Below are 15885 nucleotides of genomic sequence, written 5' to 3' on the forward strand. Positions count from 1 at the left end.
CGGAACGGTCGCCGCTTCCTGCTGTTGTCCCGGCTGCGCCCGCCCCTTCCCCTTCGGGAGACGTCCACCGTGTCAGTTGCCCCCACCAAGCCCCTGCCCTACGCTCCGTCGCTCGAAACCCCAGACCCCGACGAGGAGCAACTCTTCGCCGAGCTGGCCGAAACGATGCTGTCGATCAGTGCCAGGACCTGGGAGGACGGCGGCCATGCGCTGCGCAGCGTCCATGCCAAGAGCCATGGCCTGCTGCTGGGCCGGCTGGACGTGCTGGACGAGCTGCCGGCGGAGCTGGCCCAGGGCCTGTTCGCACGGGCGGAGAGCTATCCGGCGATCCTGCGGCTGTCGACGACGCCGGGCGACCTCCTGCCCGACAGCGTGTCGACGCCGCGCGGCTTGGCGGTGAAGGTGCTGGGCGTGACCGGAGAGCGGTTGCCCGGTTCGGAGGGGCAGGCGACCCAGGATTTCGTCATGGCCAACGCTCCGGTCTTTTCGGCCCCCGACGCCCGCAGCTTCCTGAAGACGCTGAAGCTGCTGGCCGCCACCACCGACCGGGCGGAAACGGCGAAGACGGCACTGTCGGCGACGCTGCGGGCGGCCGAACGGGTGGTGGAGGCCTTCGGCGGCGAGAGCGCGACGCTGAAGACGCTCGGCGGCCATCCGGCGACGCACATCCTGGGCGAGACCTTCTACAGCCAGGCTGCGCTGCGCCATGGCGACCATGTCGCCAAACTGTCGGTCGTCCCGGTTTCGCCCGGCCTGACGGCGCTGACCGGCGCGCCGCTGACCGTGGCCGGCAGGCCCGACAGCCTGCGCGAGGCGGTGGTGGAGTATTTCCGCGAACAGGATGCGGTCTGGGAACTGCGCGTCCAACTGCGCACCGACGCCGACCGCATGCCGGTCGAGAACGCCGGCGTCCGCTGGCCGGAGGAGTTCAGCCCCTATCGCACCGTTGCTCGCATCACCGTCCCGCCGCAGACCGCATGGAGCGAGGAACGGTCGCGCGCCGGGGACGACCGGCTGTCCTTCAGCCCCTGGCACGGGCTGGCCGCGCACCGCCCGCTCGGCTCGATCATGCGCGCACGGCGCATGGCCTATGCGCGCTCCGCCGAATTCCGCATGGAGCGCAACGGCTGCCCGATGCGGGAACCGGCGGCGGGCTTCCGGCTGCCGGGCTGACCGGGCGCCGTCCCCGGCGGCACAGGTCGGTGACCGGTGCCGCCGGTATCACTGCAGGCTTCGCTGCATCTCCTCGAAGGTGCGGGAGAATCCGTTCAGCGGAAAGTCGATGTCGCGCTTGCCCAGGCGGGGGGAGCTGACGCGGACCAGGATGGTCGAGCCGTTGCGGAACTGGTCGGCCACCCGGCCCGACACGAAGTTCGGGAACATGCACATGTTCAGCGTGGCGACATGCGATTCGATGCGCGGCTGGCGGTCGACGCGGATGGCGCAGCGATCGACCAGCCCCTGGCTGGTGGTCAGGAACAGGTGGAAGTCATTGCCGGTCGGGATGACGCTGAGCGCGATGAAGCCGACATCCTTGCCGTCGTCGAACAGGCGGTAGATCATCAGCCGGCAGGTCTTGCTGTCGGTCATCCGGTCGATGTCGCACTGGTTGCTCCAGGCGCCTTCCGGCCCGAAATCGGCCGCGGCCTTGGAGAAATCCACCGCGGCGGCCGGCCGGGCGGCGAACAGGCCCCCGGCGAGCGTCAGGGCCAGCAGCCCCGCGGCCAGTCCCCCGGCGGCGGCCGCCCTGAAGCCATCCATCAGACCCTTTGCACGCATCGCCCCGGCTCCCCGCAATCGTTCGTATTAAGACGCAGGGCGCCATGATAACCGGGGACGGCGGGGGTGCAAGGTACGAGATGCCGCGCGTCCGCATCGGCGAACCGGCCGATGCGGACGGCGACGGGACGCAGGGAGGCTCAGATGCGCCCTTCCTCGAAGTCGCGGAAGGCCTGCATCACCTCTTCGCGCGTGTTCATGACGAAGGGGCCGCCCCAGGCGATCGGCTCGCCGATCGGCTCGCCGGCCAGCAGCAGGAAGCGGGCGCCGCCGGAGCCCGCGACCGCCTCCACCCGCTCACCCTCGCCCAGCACGATCACCCGCGGCCCGGCAAGCTCCTCCCCCTGGCCGCCCACCGTCAGCGTGCCTTCGAACAGCACCAGGAAGGCGGTGTGGCCGGCGGGCAGCGGTTCGGCGAAGGACGCCGACGGCGGCAGCACCACGTCGAAATAGCGGGCGTCGGTCGCCTCCGCCCGCACCGGGCCCGCGGTGCCGCGGGCGGTGTCGCCGGCGATCACGGTGACGGTCGCCCCGTCCTCGCGCCGCTCCACCGGGATGGAGGCCGCCGGGAACTCCTGATAGCGCGGCTCGGTCATCTTCAGCCGGGCCGGCAGGTTGATCCACAGCTGGAAGCCCCGCATCAGCCCTTCGGTCTGTTCCGGCATCTCGGAATGGACCAGGCCGCGGCCGGCGGTCATCCATTGCACGCCGCCGGTCTCGATCACGCCCTCATGCCCGTGGTTGTCGGCATGGCGCATGCGGCCGGCCAGCATGTAGGTCACCGTCTCGAACCCGCGATGGGGATGGTCGGGGAAGCCGGCCAGATAGTCGGTCGGCTCGTCCGACCCGAACAGGTCGAGCATCAGGAAGGGATCGAGCGTGCGCAGGCGCGGGGTGCCCAGCATGCGGGTCATGCTGACGCCGGCACCGTCGGAAGTGGCCATGCCCTCGATGGCGGCGAGCACCGGACGGGCGCCGGAGGTGGCGGATTGGACGGACATGGCGGCGGCTCCCGAAAAACGCTGTGGCGATGGACCACAGGTAATCCGCCCCGGCCCCGGCGTGAAGCCCGCCCTGCCGCGTCACTGCGTTTCCGCCCGCGCAACAATCGCCGCCAACCGACGGAAAAGGCGGCAAATGAAAAGGCCGCCGGAAACCCGGCGGCCTTCTCGCGAGAGACCCTGTGGGAAAGGGTTTTGTCTTAGTGGATGCTCTCGCCGTGCAGGGCGAGGTCGAGACCGTCGCGCTCCACGTCCTCTTCCACGCGCAGGCCCATCACCACGTCGATGACCTTGAGCAGGATGAAGGAGCCGATGCCCGAGTAGATGATGGTGGCGACGATGCCGTAGAGCTGCGTGACGACCTGGCCGGCATTGCCTTCCAGCAGGCCGGCGGTGCCGCCGATGGCTTCCTGGGCGAAGACGCCGGTCAGGACGGCGCCGACGATGCCGCCGATGCCGTGCACGCCGAAGGCGTCCAGGCTGTCGTCATAGCCGAGCGCATGCTTCAGGCCGGTGGCGCCCCAGTAGCAGACCACGCCAGCGACCACGCCGATGACCAGCGCGCCCATCGGACCGACGAAGCCCGAGGCCGGGGTGATGGCGACGAGGCCACCGACCGCGCCGGAGATGATGCCGAGAACCGACGGCTTGCCCTTGAGGACCCACTCCGCGAACATCCAGGCGAGAGCGGCGGCGGCGGCGGCGATCTGCGTGACCAGCATGGCCATGCCCGCACGGCCGTCGGCGGCAACCGCCGAACCGGCGTTGAAGCCGAACCAGCCGACCCACAGCATGGCGGCGCCGACCAGGCTCAGCACCAGGTTGTGCGGGGCGAAATTCTCGTTCGGATAGCCCTTGCGCTTGCCGAGCACCAGCGCCGCGACCAGGCCGGCCACGCCCGCATTGATGTGGACGACGGTGCCGCCGGCATAGTCGAGCACGCCGTCACCCATCAGATAGCCGCCCGGACCCCAGACCCAGTGGGTGATCGGGGCATAGATGACGACCGACCACAGCGCGGTGAACACCAGCATGGAGGAGAACTTCATGCGGTCGGCGAAGGCGCCGGTGATCAGGGCCGGGGTGATGATCGCGAAGGTCATCTGGAAGACGATGAAGACCGATTCCGGAATCACGCCGGACAGGCTGTCCTTGGTCAGGCCGTTCAGCAGTGCCTTGGACAGGCCGCCGACATAGGGGCTGCCTTCGCTGAAGGCCAGGCTGTAGCCGATCACGATCCACAGGATCGACACGAGGCAGCAGATCGCGAAGCTCTGCATGACCGTGGCCAGGACATTCTTCTTGCGCACCATGCCGCCGTAGAACAGCGCCAGGCCCGGAATGGTCATGAACAGGACCAGGGCCGTCGCCGTCAGCATCCAGGCGGTATCGCCCGCGCTGAGCGTCGGCGCCGGGGTGGCTGCCGCCGCCGCGTCCTGGGCAAAGGCAGCGACCGGCAGGCCGGCCGCGCCAAGAGCAACCGCGATCATCGGTGCGGCCATAAGGAAGAGACGGTTCATCGAGGCTCCTCTTTCTCCAAAATCGCTCCCGCCCCGAGGCGGCCGGCACGGCACCGGAGGTGTTCCGCGCGGGCGCCGCCCCGGGACGACCCCGTCCCGGTCGCCCCGTCCCCGGCAAAGACGGGGCGGCGGACGGGACCAAGGACGCCTCCAGCGTTACAAGAAGCGTGCCAACCGAAAACGGCTTGGAATCGTCAGGGTTGTCCCCTGCCTGGACCCCCGAACGGGCAGCCCCTTACGAGTCGCGCCCCCCGATCGCCCAGAAAATGGGCAGATGTCGGCGCTGACATTGGCCCGCAATTTTCAGGCTTTCTAGCGATCGCCGGACGGTTGACGGGCGTTTGACAGGGCGGACTGCACGGGGCCGGCACCACAACTTGGCTGCCTTTCCGGCAAATGATGAAAATTTGTGCACGCACTGGGCGCGCGGCGGTCAGCGGCGCGGCACGAAGGACACACCTCGTATCCCGTCCTGCCATGGCCGCCCATCCGCCGCCCGTCCGGCCTATGCCTGCCCTAAGACCGGCGGCCGGTCGGCCGAGACGCTCCCCCCGCCGGGCCTATTGGACATGGCGGCGAGTTGTGGCACCGTCAACGCCTCCACACAGGTAGGCCGCTCGCGCGCGGCTGCAAGAATAAGGCAAAGGGGGTAACGGCCATGCTCGACAAACGGGATCTGCGCCTCGCACCGCGGCGTGCGGTGGCGCTGGTGCTGGCCGGCGGACGCGGAAGCCGTCTGAAGCAGCTGACCGACCGGCGGGCCAAGCCGGCGACCTATTTCGGCGGCAAGTACCGCATCATCGACTTCGCGCTGTCCAACTGCGTCAATTCCGGCTTCCGCCGCATCGGCGTGCTGACCCAGTACAAGTCGCACAGCCTGCTGCGCCACCTTCAGCGCGGCTGGAACGTCTTCCGCGGCGAGATGAACGAGTTCTGCGACCTGCTGCCGGCCCAGCAACGCATCAGCGAGACGGAATGGTACCAGGGCACCGCCGACGCGGTGTTCCAGAACCTGGACATCCTGCGCGACCACGAGCCGGAATATGTCCTGATCCTGGCCGGCGACCACATCTACAAGATGGATTACGGCGCGCTGCTGCTCGACCACATCGACCGCAAGGCCGACGTCACCGTCCCCTGCATCGCGGTCCCGCGCGAACAGGCGAGCGGCTTCGGCGTGATGCACATCGACGACGAGCGCCGCATCATCGATTTCGTCGAGAAGCCGGCCGACCCGCCGCCGATGCCGGGCCGCCCCGACATGGCGCTGGCCAGCATGGGCATCTACGTCTTCAACGCCCAGTTCCTGTATGACCAGCTGGAACGCGACGTCGCCACCCCCGGCTCCAGCCGCGACTTCGGCAAGGACATCATCCCGCATCTGGTCAAGGCGGGCGCGCGGATCGTCGCCCACGACTATGCCGACAGCGCGATCATCGACGCGCCGGACGATGCCCCCTACTGGCGCGACGTCGGCACCATCGACGCCTATTGGGAGGCCAACCTCGACCTCTGCCACGTCACGCCGCAGTTGAACATGTACAACCGCGACTGGCCGATCTTCACCTACCAGGAGCAGCTGCCGCCGGCCAAATTCGTCTTCGACGACGAGAACCGGCGCGGCATGGCGGTGGACAGCCTGGTCTCGGGCGGCTGCATCATCTCCGGATCCACCGTGCGGCGCTCGCTGCTGTTCAGCTCGGTCCGCGTCAACTCCTACAGCGAGCTGCACGAGGCGGTGGTGCTGCCGGAATGCGACATCGGCCGCCATTGCCGGCTGAAGAAGGTGGTGATCGACCGCGGCGTCACCATCCCCAACGGCCTCGTCGTCGGCGAGGATGCGGAGCTGGACGCCAGCCGCTTCCACCGCAGCGAGGGCGGCGTCGTCCTGATCACCCGCGAGATGATCGAGAAGCTGCCGAAGGCGTAGGCGACGGCCTGCCTGCCGCCCGTCTCCCCCTGCGGGCGGCAGGGCCGTCCGTCTCCGCCTTTCCCGCCTTTTTTACCCGAGTGCCGTCCCGATGCGCGTCCTCTACGTCACGTCCGAATGCTACCCGATGGTCAAGACCGGGGGGCTGGCGGACGTGTCCGCCGCCCTGCCGCCGGCCCTGAACGCCGCCGGGGCCGATGTCCGCCTGCTGCTGCCGGGCTACCCGGCGGTGCTGGGCAGCCTGCAGAACCTGCACGAGGTCGGGGAGCTGATCACCGACCTGCCCGGCTGCGACCGCGCCCGGCTGCGCATGGGCCGCACGGCGGACGGGGTGCTGGCCTATGTGCTGGACGCGCCGTCGCTCTACGACCGCCCCGGCAACCCCTATCTCGGGCCGGACGGCAAGGACTGGCCGGACAACGCCCAGCGCTTCGCAGCCCTGGCCTGGGTCGCCGCCGGCTTCGCGGCGGAGCCGTCCTACGATCCCTGGTGGCGGCCCGACATCCTGCACGGCCATGACTGGCAGGCCGGGCTGATCCCGGCCTATCTGGCGCTGCGCCCCGACCGTTTTTCCGGCCCGTTCCGGCCGGGCACCGTTCTGACCATCCACAACATCGCCTATCAGGGCCTGTTCGGCCCCTGGATGATGGGCGACCTCGGCCTGCCCTCCTCCAGCTTCCGGGTCGACGGGGTGGAGTATTACGGCAATGTCAGCTTCCTCAAGTCCGGCTGCTATTACGCCGACCGCCTGACCACGGTCAGCCCGACCTACGCCAACGAGATCCAGACGGCGGAGCACGGCACCGGCCTGCAGGGGCTGCTCGCCAGCCGCGCCGACGTGCTGACCGGCATCCTGAACGGCGTCGACTATGCCGTGTGGAATCCGGCGACCGACCCGCATCTTCCCGCCCGCTACACCCCCGACGATCTGGGCGGCAAGGACGCCTGCAAGGCCGACCTGCAATCCGCCTTCGGCCTCGACCGCCGCCCCGACGCGCCGCTGGCCGCGGTGGTCAGCCGGCTGACCTGGCACAAGGGCCTCGACCTGGTGCTGGAGGCGGCCGCGCAATGGATCGGCTGGGGCGGGCAGCTGGTGGTTCTGGGCAGCGGCGAGGCGGCGAGCGAGGCCGGCTTCCGCCATCTCGCCCAGTGGCATCCGCAATCGGTCGGCGTCCGCATCGGCTATGACGAGCCGCTGTCCCACCGCATCCAGGCCGGCGCCGACCTGTTCCTGGTGCCGTCGCGGTCGGAGCCCTGCGGCCTGACCCAGCTCTACGCTTTGAAATACGGCACGCTGCCGCTGGTCCGCCGCACCGGCGGCCTTGCCGACACGGTGGTCGACGCCAACCCGGCCGCCAGCGCCGACGGCAGCGCGACGGGGTTCCAGTTCGTCGAGGCCAGCGCCCAGGAACTGCTGTGGTCGCTGCGCCGGGCGCTGGGGATCTACCGCAAGCCGGAGCGCTGGCAGGCGATGCAGCGCCGCGCCATGACGCGGGACTTCGGCTGGCACGGCCCGGCAGAGGAGTATATGGAGCTGTATCGGGGGGTGGCGAAATAACGGAGCACCTTGCCGCCTGGATCAGGCGGAAAGTTGGTTAGGTTCCAATTACCCTGGTTCGAGGTTAGTGCCCGTCAGATTGGCGTCCATCAGGCTGGTGCGCGTTAGGTCGGCGCCCCTCAGATTGGCTTCCGTCAGGTTGGCGCGCATCAGGCTAGCACGCGTTAGGTTGGCGCCCGTCAGGTTGGCACCCATCAAGTTGGCGCCCATCAGGTTGGCACGTGTCAGGTTGGCGCGCGTCAGGTTAGCTCCCGTCAGGTTGGCGTCCATCAGCTTGACGCCCGTCAGGTTGGCGCCTCGCAGGTGGGCGCCCATCAGGTTGGCATCCATCAGCTTGACGCCCGTCAGGTTGGCGCGCATCAGGTTGGCGCCCGTCAGGTTGACGCCCGTCAGATTGGCGCGCGCTAGGTTGGCGTCCGTCAGGTTAATGCCCGTCAGGTTGGCGTCCATCAGCTTAACGCCCGTCAGGTTGGCGCGCGTTAGGTTGGCGTCCGTCAGGTTGACGCCCGTCAGGTTGGCTCGCGTCAGGTCGGCACCCGCCAAGTTGGTGCGCGTCAGGTCGGCGCCCGCCAACTTGGCACCTCTCAGGTCGGCGCCCCTCAGGTAAGCGCCCCTCAGGTCAAAGATGTAGAATGTATCCCGAACGACGGACGACTCCATCGGAGGGCCGGCGAGGCGATGCAGGGTTGCTGCCAAGATCGCAGAATTAATGCGGATGGGAGCGGGTTTTCCCGCCGGAACGCGGAAAGTTGCTGCGATGGCGCAAAGCATGGCGATCTCGGCATTGCGAACCAGCCGTTCGCTAACCCGTGAGCGTATCGCACCGTCCGGCAAAGGCATGCCCTTTTCTAGACACTCCACCAACAGGCTGGATAGGGCGTCCCGCCATCTGACCGCCTCTAGCAGGTCTCGACCGCCTTCGGCTGCCACTTGTGCGGACAAAAAATCGTAGGTCGCCCGGTCCATGATCGCCGGACCGCATAGTTCCAGCCAATCTTTCAATGCAGCATCTATCCTGTTCTGCCGGACCTCCTGCGCGTTCGGCATCTCCCGCAATAAGCGCACCACCCGACGGGCGACGAGGAACTGACCGAAGCTCTTATGGGTGAATTCGACCAGCCGGTGCTCTACCCCCTGGTGGGCGCGACAGAAAAAGCTGTCGAGCAACGACGTTAGTGCTGCATCGGTGTCGTCAGAAAGACGCTTCAACTCCCCGGCAAGCCTGTTGTCGGCCAGCCGCTTTTCCACATCACTCAAGGGTACAGCGCGGTCGGTGCCAGCATGCCATGCTGCCACCGCGACCTCCTCCAGCATCTCTTCCAGTCGCCCACGAACAGGGTCGATTGCCTCCGTACTACCATCCCCGTGACGTCGCCGATGAATACGGTCGAGGACATGGCCGAACAGGCGGGCGTAGAGGTCATGGACACCGCTGATTGTCGCAGCCTGCTCCGGCCCTTCCTCGGTTAGAATTTGGGCCAGCAGCCAGTTCAACAGCGGCTGCTCGGTCAGCGAGTCTATATGCGGGTCATCGCGTTTCAGTGGCTCGGGCATCCCGCTCACGGGATCGAAGCGGTCCCACCAGTCCAACCGTTGGTCGAGACCAGCCAATTCCCCTGGTTCGTAACCGTAACGGTTGCCCGCACCGATGCGATAGCGCAGCACATGCAGACGGGCTTCATCGCCGCGGCCGATAGCCCCGGTGGCGACCGCGGCACCGGCGGCACCCGGCCGACCGGCAAGCAACAGCAGCACGCAGGTGTCGTCACGGTTCCACTCAGACAGGCGCTGTCCCAAATCAGTGATGAACCCGCTCAGCAGCACTGTCGCCCCTTGGCCTGCCTTGGCCAGTTCGTCCAGCCCATCCAGAATCAGCACCAGAGGCTCACCGGCCGATAGAGAAATGAAGGGATCATGCCCGAGGTCGACAGTTAGATAGCGCGCCAACTCCCCAAGCGAGTCCTTGGCGATGTTGAGCCGGGTGAGCGGCACCAGCAGCACCCGCCGTTTTTCCGCCGCCAACCGGGCGGCGAGCCTCATGCAGGCACTCGATTTGCCGGCGCCGGGTTCCCCGGACAGCACGCGGATGCGGTCGGACGAAGCAAGGTCAGTCCGGGTCGCCCAGCCGTACAGCGTGTCGTCCAGCCAGACGAGAGTCCGTTTGCGCCGCTCTCCGCCTGTCCTCTCCGGCGCCTCCGGATCACCCAGCGCGGCCCGTAGGGGGACATAGAGGTCGTTCAGGGAACAGCGGATCTTCTCCGGGTTCAGCGCCCGCAACGGCGCATGCATCGCCTTGACCAGGCGGTCGCGGTAGGCGTTCCACTGCAACGACCGTTGCGCCGCCGGGTCGAATGGCGTCGGCTCCAGCGCCGCCCGCAGCGCTTGGTACTCCTTCTCCCGCTCGGTATTCCGCCACTCTCCGGCAAGCGCCAGCGGCAGCGCGTCGGCGAAGGCGCGGCGGATCGGCTGCCGCTTTTGGTCGGGCACCGCACAGGCCCGCATGAACCCGTCGAACAGGGTGAGCAACGCCCCCAGGGCCGGCCAGCCTTCCGGATCGGCGAAGGCCGTTGCGGTCAGTTCCAGGGCCGCGTCGGCGGTGGTGCCCAGGATGGCCGCCTCGATTTCCCGCAGGTCGGCCTCCGCCGCCAGGGCCAGGGCGTTGCGCGCCTCCGCCTGGATGGTGCGGATGGCGGCGGCATAGGCGGCGCGCTGAAGCAGCAGCTTCGCCCCCTCCTCCGCCGTGGGTGGGGTCTGGGGATCGGGCTTGAAAGCGCCGGTGGCATCGATCACCCCCTTGATCGCGCTGCCGAAATTCAGGTCGGCCAGATCGACCGCCACCTTGCTTAACGCCCGCGCAAGGCTGGCCCGCTCAACCGCAACCATGATGCGCTCCTTATATCCGCACTGTCGCCTGTCGCCGCCCGCCAGCCTCAGCCGTGGGAGGCGATCCAATCCCGCCCCGGTATCAGCAGCGCGCCCCCGCCTGCGATCAGCCAGCGTGGCGCAGTGCAGCCTCCGCTCGCCTCTTCCTGGAGAAGGCCATCACCGTCATGGAGGAAACGAACGCGCATTACCGGCCCTGCCGTCTCTTTTCGTGCTCCCCACTGTCCCATTTCCACCATTTAGAGATCAAGATGGGCATCGTGCCGCATCCGCCCTATCATTCCGGGCGGGTGCCCCCGAAGCCCCCGCACCCCAGGATGGAACATGGAACACGCCGCGAAAACCGTTCCACACTGTTTCAAACGTTCCATCCGCCGCCCGCCGGCAAGACCGGCCGCAGTCGATGGACCAGTGAACAGCCGCCGGAAAATGTTCCATACCGTTCCAAACGGTCCACTCCCCGCCGCAGCGCCAAGCACACCGTCATTGCGCCCAACCCGCGCCGGCCCTATGTTCCCGGCAAACTCTCGTTTGTCCGGGCCCCGATGACTGACCTTTCGCACATCCGCAATTTCTCGATCATCGCCCACATCGACCATGGCAAGTCGACCCTTGCCGACCGGTTGATCCAGCAGTGCGGCGGCCTCGACGCGCGCGAGATGCGCGAGCAGGTGCTCGACAGCATGGACATCGAGCGTGAGCGCGGCATCACCATCAAGGCCCAGACCGTCCGCCTGCTCTACAAGGCCGAGGACGGCAAGCAGTACACGCTGAACCTGATGGACACCCCCGGCCACGTCGACTTCGCCTATGAGGTCAGCCGCAGCTTGGCCGCCTGCGAGGGCTCGATCCTGGTGGTCGACGCCTCCCAGGGGGTCGAGGCGCAGACGCTCGCCAACGTCTATCAGGCGATCGACAACAACCACGAGATCATCCCGGTCCTCAACAAGATCGACCTGCCCGCCGCCGAACCCGAGCGGATCAAGCAGCAGATCGAGGACGTGATCGGGCTCGACGCCTCCGACGCGGTCGAGATCTCGGCCAAGTCCGGCCTCAACATCGGCGCGGTGCTGGAGGCGGTGGTCAAGCGGCTGCCGCCGCCCAAGGGCGATGCCGACGCGCCGCTGAAGGCGCTGCTGGTCGACAGCTGGTACGATCCCTATCTCGGCGTCGTCATCCTGGTGCGCGTCGTCGACGGCGTGCTGAAGGTGAACCAGAAGGTCCGCTTCATGGCCGCCGGCTCGGCCCATGACGTCGACCGCGTCGGCGTGTTCACGCCCAAGGCGCTGCTGACCGGCGAACTGCGGCCGGGCGAGATGGGCTTCATCACCGCCGCGATCAAGGACATCACCCAGACCAAGGTCGGCGACACCATCACCGACGAGCGCAAGCCGGCGGCCCAGGCGCTGGAGGGCTTCAAGCCGTCGATTCCCGTGGTGTGGTGCGGCCTGTTCCCGGTCGACGCCGCCGATTTCGAGCGGCTGCGCGACAGCCTGGGCAAGCTCAAGCTGAACGACGCCAGCTTCCATTACGAGGCGGAGACGTCGGCGGCGCTGGGCTTCGGCTTCCGCTGCGGCTTCCTCGGCCTCCTGCATCTGGAGATCATCCAGGAGCGGCTGGAGCGCGAGTTCAACCTCGACCTGATCACCACTGCCCCCTCGGTGGTCTACAAGCTGACGATGACCGACGGCACGGTGCGGGATCTGCACAACCCGGCCGACATGCCCGATGTGATGCGGATCGACCACATCGACGAGCCGTGGATCAAGGCGACGATCATGCTGCCCGACGAGTATCTCGGCGGCGTCCTCCAGCTCTGCACCGAGCGGCGCGGCCAGCAGATCGAGCTGACCTATGCCGGCGCCCGCGCCATGCTGGTCTACCGCCTGCCGCTGAACGAGGTGGTGTTCGACTTCTACGACCGGCTGAAGTCGATCAGCCGCGGCTATGCCAGCTTCGACTACCAGATGGACAGCTATGAGGAAGGCGACCTCGTCAAGCTGTCGATCCTGGTGAATGCCGAGCCGGTCGACGCCCTGTCGATGATCGTCCACCGCAGCCAGTCCGAACGCCGCGGCCGTCAGCTGTGCGAACGGCTGAAGGAGCTGATCCCGCGCCAGCTGTTCAAGATCGCCGTGCAGGCCGCCATCGGCGGCAAGGTCATCGCCCGCGAGAGCATCAGCGCCATGCGCAAGGACGTGACCGCCAAATGCTACGGCGGCGACATCAGCCGCAAGCGCAAGCTGCTGGACAAGCAGAAGGAAGGCAAGAAGCGCATGCGCCAGTTCGGTCAGGTCGAAATCCCGCAGAGCGCCTTCATCGCTGCGCTCAAGATGGGCGACGAATAAAGATCGTGAAAAAGGCGGGCTTCGGCCCGCCTTTTTTCTTGCCGGAAATGCCGTCCGCCGGTCAGGGCGGAAAGTCGCCTTCCTCCCAATGGGTCGGGTTCTTCCGCAGATACTCGCGCAGGTGCTTGGGATAGCTGTGCTTGGCGTCGAGGGTGATGAACAGCGGATTGGTCTGCTTGGTCTTCTGCGCGTCGTCCAGGAAGCTCAGCTGGTAGCACAGGATCACGAACTCCGAACAGAAGACGTTCTTCACCACGCCCTGATGTTCGGTATGGGACAGGCGTTCCTTGTATTTCTGCAGCCGTCCGAACGCTCCCTCGCCGAAACTGGTCGAGCCGGCCCAGGCGAAGACCGCCCTGGACGTGCCGTAGGAGGACGAGGCCATCTGCAAGCGCAGCGCGGTTGCCTGCACCGCCTCGGCCTGCTGATCGGTCATGACGCGCGACCTGAACAGGCGTCCCCGGCCCATATTGGTCAGTTCGCCCTTCTTGATGCCGTTGCGCGGCTGGTCGCTGCCGAACCCGGTGGCGTGAAGGGTGGCCCAGTCGGTCCGCACCTTGTTCCGCAGATAGACGACCTTCTCTCCGATCACCAGGGCGCAATGGGAAATGGTCCCGTCGCTGATGATGATATCGCCAGAACGGTATGCCGGAGAAAGAGAGGCCATGGAGTCAATCCATCGGTTTCCGATACGGGACGACAGTATCCATGCGTTTTCGTTTGGACTCCAAATGAACAATGATGTTCAGGTTGTAACTTTGCCTTAATTCGGCCTCTGCGCTGGAAAATCGCAGGCGGACACGAAACAAACCGGCGTCTGGCGTGTCATCAAGCAGGGGCGTGGGCGCGCGACGGCGCCGGGCGCCCCTCATCTGTGATTCACTCCGGGAGGATGACATGCGCAAGTTTCTCGCCGCCGCGGTTCCGGCCCTGCTGTTGCTGGCCGCCGCCGCGCCGGGCCATGCCCAAACCAGTTCCGGCAGGGCCAACGCCGCCAACAGTACGATGGACAGCGGTGCCCGCGACGTCCAGGCCAGCCGCGACATGATCGGCAAGCGGGTGGTCCACCGCCATGGCGGGCCGGTCGCGGGCACCATCCAGAATGTGACCACCGGCGCCGACGGCCAGACGATGGTCGAGCTGAAGCTGGCGGGGACGGGCCAGACGATGATGCTGACCCCGGCGTCCTTCGAACGGCGCGGCAGACAGGTCGTCATCATGCATGACCGGAACGAGTTGCAGCAACTCGCCCAGTACAGCAGCCAGGCCACCACCGGCTACGGCAGCTCGACGGGCGGCGCCATGGGCGGCCAGCAGATGGGCAACGGCATGGGCAGCGGCTCCATGGGCGGCTCGATGAGCGCCCCGATGGGCACCCCGATGAACGGCACGCCGGACCGCATGATGACGCCGACCCAGCCCCCCATGGGCCAGTAAGGACACCGGACGGGGGAGGCCGACCCAGCCTCCCGCCGCCCGACAGACGTCACCCCTCGATCACCGTCAGTTCGCCGACCAGCGGCTTCGGCATCTCCGCCTTGACGGCGTCGGCGTCCAGGCCGGCGGCCAGCAGGCAGACCAGCTTGGCGTAGCTGGCCTCGGGCGTCATGTCATAGGCGCCGATGGCGCCGACCGCGCCCAGCCCGGTGGCATAGGCGCCGGGCAGCACCGCGCCGCGCTGGACCTGGGTGTTGTCCATCAGCACGACCCCGGCCTTCACCGCGGCCGACAGGGCGTCGAGGAACTCCGGGTCGGTCGGGCCGTTGCCCTCGCCGAAGGCCAGCAGCACCGCCCCCTTCGCCGCCGGGTCGGTGCCGGTCAGCATCGCCGAGACCGTGCTGGCGCGGATGCCGGGATAGAGCCACAGCATGACCACGGAGAATCCGGCCAGCGCCGCCGCCTGGGCCTCCAGCGCCGCCAGCCGCCGGGTCCGGTTCTCCGCCCCGGCCAGCGAGACCTCCTCGCCCGGCATCGGCAGCCAATAGAGCTCGTTACGGGCGACCACGCTGCCGATGGTGGCGAGCGGCGGGAAGTTCGGCGAATCGAAGCCGGCGAAGCGGTTGGCGTCGACCTTGGACGAGCGGTTGCCGCGCAGCAGCCTGGTGTCGAAATAGACGCAGACCTCCGGCACCGGCAGGGTACCCGCCGCGACGATGGCGCCGACCAGATTGGCCGGGGCGTCGCTCAGCGTGAAGGACAGCGGCACCTGCGAGCCGCCGAACACCACCGGCTTCGACAGGCCGGGCAGCAGGAAGGACAGGGCCGACGCGCTGTAGGCCATGCTGTCGGTGCCGTGCAGCACGACGAAGCCGTCATACTCGTCATAGACCGACAGCAGCCGGCGGGCGATGGCCAGCCAGTCCGCCGGCGTCATGTTGGAGCTGTCGAGCGTGCGGTCGAACCAGCCCATCGTCCAGCTCAGCCCGTCATAGCCCCGCACCCCATGGCCGGACAGGCCGGGCATCGTCAGGACCAGCGCCTCGAACGCCGCGCCCGGCACCGGAGCCAGCGCCCCGTCCTCGTTGGCGACGCACCCGATGGTGCCCCCGGTGTACAGCACATAGACCCGCGCCATCGCCCGCCCCTCCTTTTTGGTTCCGGCCGCAGGATAGGCTGCCGGCCACCTACTTCTCAAGGCACAGCCGGCCCGCCGCCGGCAGCGGAGTCCGGACGGAAACCGATGCCGGCTCCGCCACCGGCCGGAACCGGGGATGCCCGGCGGGACCGGCAAGCGGATTGTGGGCGAGGCGGAAGCGCCGCGGCTCCGGCACCGCCGGCGTCGGCAGGGCGGCCGGCTCGATCCGGGCGGCGCCGAGGGTCACGCTGGTCCAGGCGGCGAACAGCGACATGATCGGACACTCCTCAG

12 protein-coding genes are annotated in these 15885 nt (G+C 67.8%); 5 read left to right on the forward strand and 7 right to left on the reverse strand.

Annotated features, from left to right (window positions below):
* The first annotated feature begins 69 nt into the window (after window positions 1-69).
* Window positions 70-1173, forward strand: coding sequence for a catalase family protein (locus AL072_RS02870; RefSeq protein WP_045581596.1), 1104 nt, complete (start codon window positions 70-72; stop codon window positions 1171-1173).
* A 48-nt stretch (window positions 1174-1221) separates the two neighbouring features.
* On the opposite strand, the gene AL072_RS02875 is transcribed toward AL072_RS02870, so the two are convergent.
* The 3 genes from AL072_RS02875 to AL072_RS02885 all read right to left on the reverse strand — a co-directional run bounded on the left by AL072_RS02875 (window position 1222) and on the right by AL072_RS02885 (window position 4300).
* Window positions 1222-1779 carry an invasion associated locus B family protein gene (locus tag AL072_RS02875; protein WP_045581595.1) on the reverse strand — a complete coding sequence of 186 codons (558 nt, stop codon included), beginning with the start codon at window positions 1777-1779 and terminating at the stop codon, window positions 1222-1224.
* Between the two features lie 140 nt (window positions 1780-1919).
* Window positions 1920-2780 (reverse strand): pirin family protein, encoded by an 861-nt coding sequence (locus AL072_RS02880; RefSeq protein ID WP_045581594.1) that lies wholly within the window; start codon window positions 2778-2780, stop codon window positions 1920-1922.
* A gap of 200 nt (window positions 2781-2980) precedes the next feature.
* Complete coding sequence (locus AL072_RS02885) at window positions 2981-4300, reverse strand: ammonium transporter (RefSeq protein WP_045581593.1); 1320 nt, start codon at window positions 4298-4300, stop codon at window positions 2981-2983.
* 658 nt (window positions 4301-4958) lie between these two features.
* Here AL072_RS02885 and glgC point away from each other — a divergent pair.
* Window positions 4959-6230 (forward strand): glucose-1-phosphate adenylyltransferase, encoded by a 1272-nt coding sequence (gene glgC / locus AL072_RS02890; protein WP_045581592.1) that lies wholly within the window; start codon window positions 4959-4961, stop codon window positions 6228-6230.
* A gap of 91 nt (window positions 6231-6321) precedes the next feature.
* Window positions 6322-7788, forward strand: coding sequence for a glycogen synthase GlgA (glgA, locus tag AL072_RS02895; RefSeq protein ID WP_045581591.1), 1467 nt, complete (start codon window positions 6322-6324; stop codon window positions 7786-7788).
* Window positions 7789-7836: 48 nt separating this feature from the next.
* Here glgA and AL072_RS02900 read toward each other — a convergent pair whose 3' ends face one another.
* Window positions 7837-10671 carry a pentapeptide repeat-containing protein gene (locus AL072_RS02900; RefSeq protein ID WP_052709958.1) on the reverse strand — a complete coding sequence of 945 codons (2835 nt, stop codon included), beginning with the start codon at window positions 10669-10671 and terminating at the stop codon, window positions 7837-7839.
* Window positions 10672-11216: 545 nt separating this feature from the next.
* Here AL072_RS02900 and lepA point away from each other — a divergent pair.
* Window positions 11217-13019 (forward strand): translation elongation factor 4, encoded by a 1803-nt coding sequence (gene lepA / locus AL072_RS02905; protein ID WP_045581590.1) that lies wholly within the window; start codon window positions 11217-11219, stop codon window positions 13017-13019.
* A 61-nt stretch (window positions 13020-13080) separates the two neighbouring features.
* Here lepA and AL072_RS02910 read toward each other — a convergent pair whose 3' ends face one another.
* Window positions 13081-13686: a hypothetical protein gene (locus tag AL072_RS02910; RefSeq protein WP_045581589.1), complete on the reverse strand. Its 606-nt coding sequence runs from the start codon at window positions 13684-13686 to the stop codon at window positions 13081-13083.
* 230 nt (window positions 13687-13916) lie between these two features.
* On the opposite strand from AL072_RS02910, the gene AL072_RS34825 reads away from it, so the two are divergent.
* The gene (locus AL072_RS34825; RefSeq protein WP_045581588.1) at window positions 13917-14456 is read left to right on the forward strand and encodes a hypothetical protein; all 540 of its coding nucleotides are present in this window, start codon (window positions 13917-13919) and stop codon (window positions 14454-14456) included.
* Window positions 14457-14505: 49 nt separating this feature from the next.
* Here the strand turns inward: AL072_RS34825 and AL072_RS02920 are convergent, their stop codons facing one another.
* Both AL072_RS02920 and AL072_RS02925 read right to left on the reverse strand, forming a co-directional pair.
* On the reverse strand, window positions 14506-15594 hold the full coding sequence (locus tag AL072_RS02920; RefSeq protein WP_045581587.1) for an asparaginase: 1089 nt from the start codon (window positions 15592-15594) through the stop codon (window positions 14506-14508).
* Window positions 15595-15643: 49 nt separating this feature from the next.
* The gene (locus AL072_RS02925) at window positions 15644-15868 is read right to left on the reverse strand and encodes a hypothetical protein (protein WP_045581586.1); all 225 of its coding nucleotides are present in this window, start codon (window positions 15866-15868) and stop codon (window positions 15644-15646) included.
* Between the last annotated feature and the right edge of the window lie 17 nt (window positions 15869-15885).

The organism is Azospirillum thiophilum (assembly GCF_001305595.1).
In the GTDB taxonomy this organism is placed as follows: domain Bacteria; phylum Pseudomonadota; class Alphaproteobacteria; order Azospirillales; family Azospirillaceae; genus Azospirillum; species Azospirillum thiophilum.